This window comes from Microbacterium sp. NPDC076895 (assembly GCF_040687115.1).
Classification (GTDB): Bacteria; Actinomycetota; Actinomycetes; order Actinomycetales; family Microbacteriaceae; genus Microbacterium.
The window spans coordinates 1-1,645 of the sequence record NZ_JBFBMQ010000032.1; the positions used below are offsets into that span (position 1 = coordinate 1).

At 66.1% G+C, this 1,645-nt stretch carries 1 protein-coding gene; it reads left to right on the forward strand.

Annotated features, from left to right (window positions below; genetic code table 11):
• Positions 1 to 114: 114 nt before the first annotated feature.
• On the forward strand, positions 115 to 1,629 hold the full coding sequence (locus tag AB0O89_RS15020) for an IS1634 family transposase (protein WP_363499275.1): 1,515 nt from the start codon (positions 115 to 117) through the stop codon (positions 1,627 to 1,629).
• Positions 1,630 to 1,645 lie beyond the last annotated feature (16 nt).

Here is a 1,645-nt window from a genome sequence, read left to right on the forward strand (position 1 = left end):
CCTGACTCGTGCCACTTGAGCGCTGATTCGGCGGTCGTTGGTCGTTCTGCCCTGATTTTCCGGGGTTCGGGGTCGGCGGGTTACGCACTAACGGCGGCGATTTAGACTCCCTCGATGGGGTTGTTCGTCCGGAAGGTGAAGACGCGTTCCGGGGCCACGGCGGTGCAGATCGCGCATACTCGTCGCGGAGTGCAGACGATCCTCGAGCACATCGGCTCGGCGCATGACGACGCGCAGCTTGCGGCGTTGGTGGCGGTTGCGAAGAGCAAGATCCATGCCGGGCAGCAGACGTTCGATCTGGACGCGCTGACACCGACTGCGCCGACCGGGGCGGCGCCGACCGTGACGGGATCTCGTTCGCGGGTGCTGTGGGACGTGCTGGAGGCCGCGTATCGGCGGCTCGGTTTCGATGCCGCTGTCGATGACGACGTGTTCATGAAGCTGGTCCTCGCTCGCGTGGTCGAGCCGACGAGCAAGGCTGACACGATCCGGGTGCTCGGCGAGCTCGGGGTGCCGGCGCCCGGGCTGCGGACGATCTGGCGGACCCTCGCGAGATGTGTTGAACACGATTGGCGGGACAAGCTCGCGACCGCTGCGTATGCGCATGCGACCCGACATGGGCACGTGAAGCTGGTGCTCTACGACGTGACCACGCTCTACTTCGAGGCCGAGGACGAGGACGCGCTGCGGAAGGTGGGGATGAGCAAGGAGCGCCGCGTCGACCCGCAGATCCTGGTGGGGATGCTGGTCACCCCGGACGGGTTCCCGCTTGAGGTTCACGAGTTCCCCGGAAACACCGGCGAGACGCTCACGCTGTTGCCCGTGCTCCGCGCGTTCCAAGACCGACACGCAGTCGACGACGTCGTGGTCGTCGCCGACGCCGGCATGCTGTCCGCGTCGAACCTGAACCAGATCGAGGACGCCGGGTTCTCGTTCATCGTCGGCTCCCGAATCAGCAAGGCCCCTTACGACCTGGCCGAGCACTTCGACGCGCACGGCGGCGTCCTCCACGACGGCGAGACCATGGAGTCGAAGCGGATCATGGGCGTCCGGGAGAACGCCAGACAGCGGCGGGTGGTCTATCACTACTCGGCCAAGCGTGACCGGCGCGACAACCACACCCTCGACAAGCAGGTCGAACGGGCGCAGAAGATCGCCGACGGGACCAAGCCGCTCAAGAAGGACCGGTTCGTCAAGCTCACCGGCACCCGCCCCGCCGTCGATCAGGTCCTCGTCGACCGGGCCCGTCAACTGGCTGGGCTGAAGGGGTACGTCACCAACATTCCCCAGGTCCGGCTCACCGGGAATGAGATCGTGGCCGCGTATCACGAACTGTTCCAGGTCGAGGCATCGTTCCGGATGGCGAAGACCGACCTCCGTGCGAGACCGATGTTCCATCATGAGGCCGACTCGATCCACGCGCACCTCACGATCGTGTTCACGGCCCTCGCGATCTCACGCCATCTCCAGGACCTCACCGGGGCGAGCGTCCGCAAGATCGTCCGCACCCTGCGACCGCTGCGAGACGTCACGATCAGCATCAACGGGAACGAGATCGTAGCGAAGACCCCACCCGGCGACACGGCGCAAGCCATCCTCGACGCCGTCGCCGCGAGCGTCACGCACTAACTTGGCGCGAGTCAGG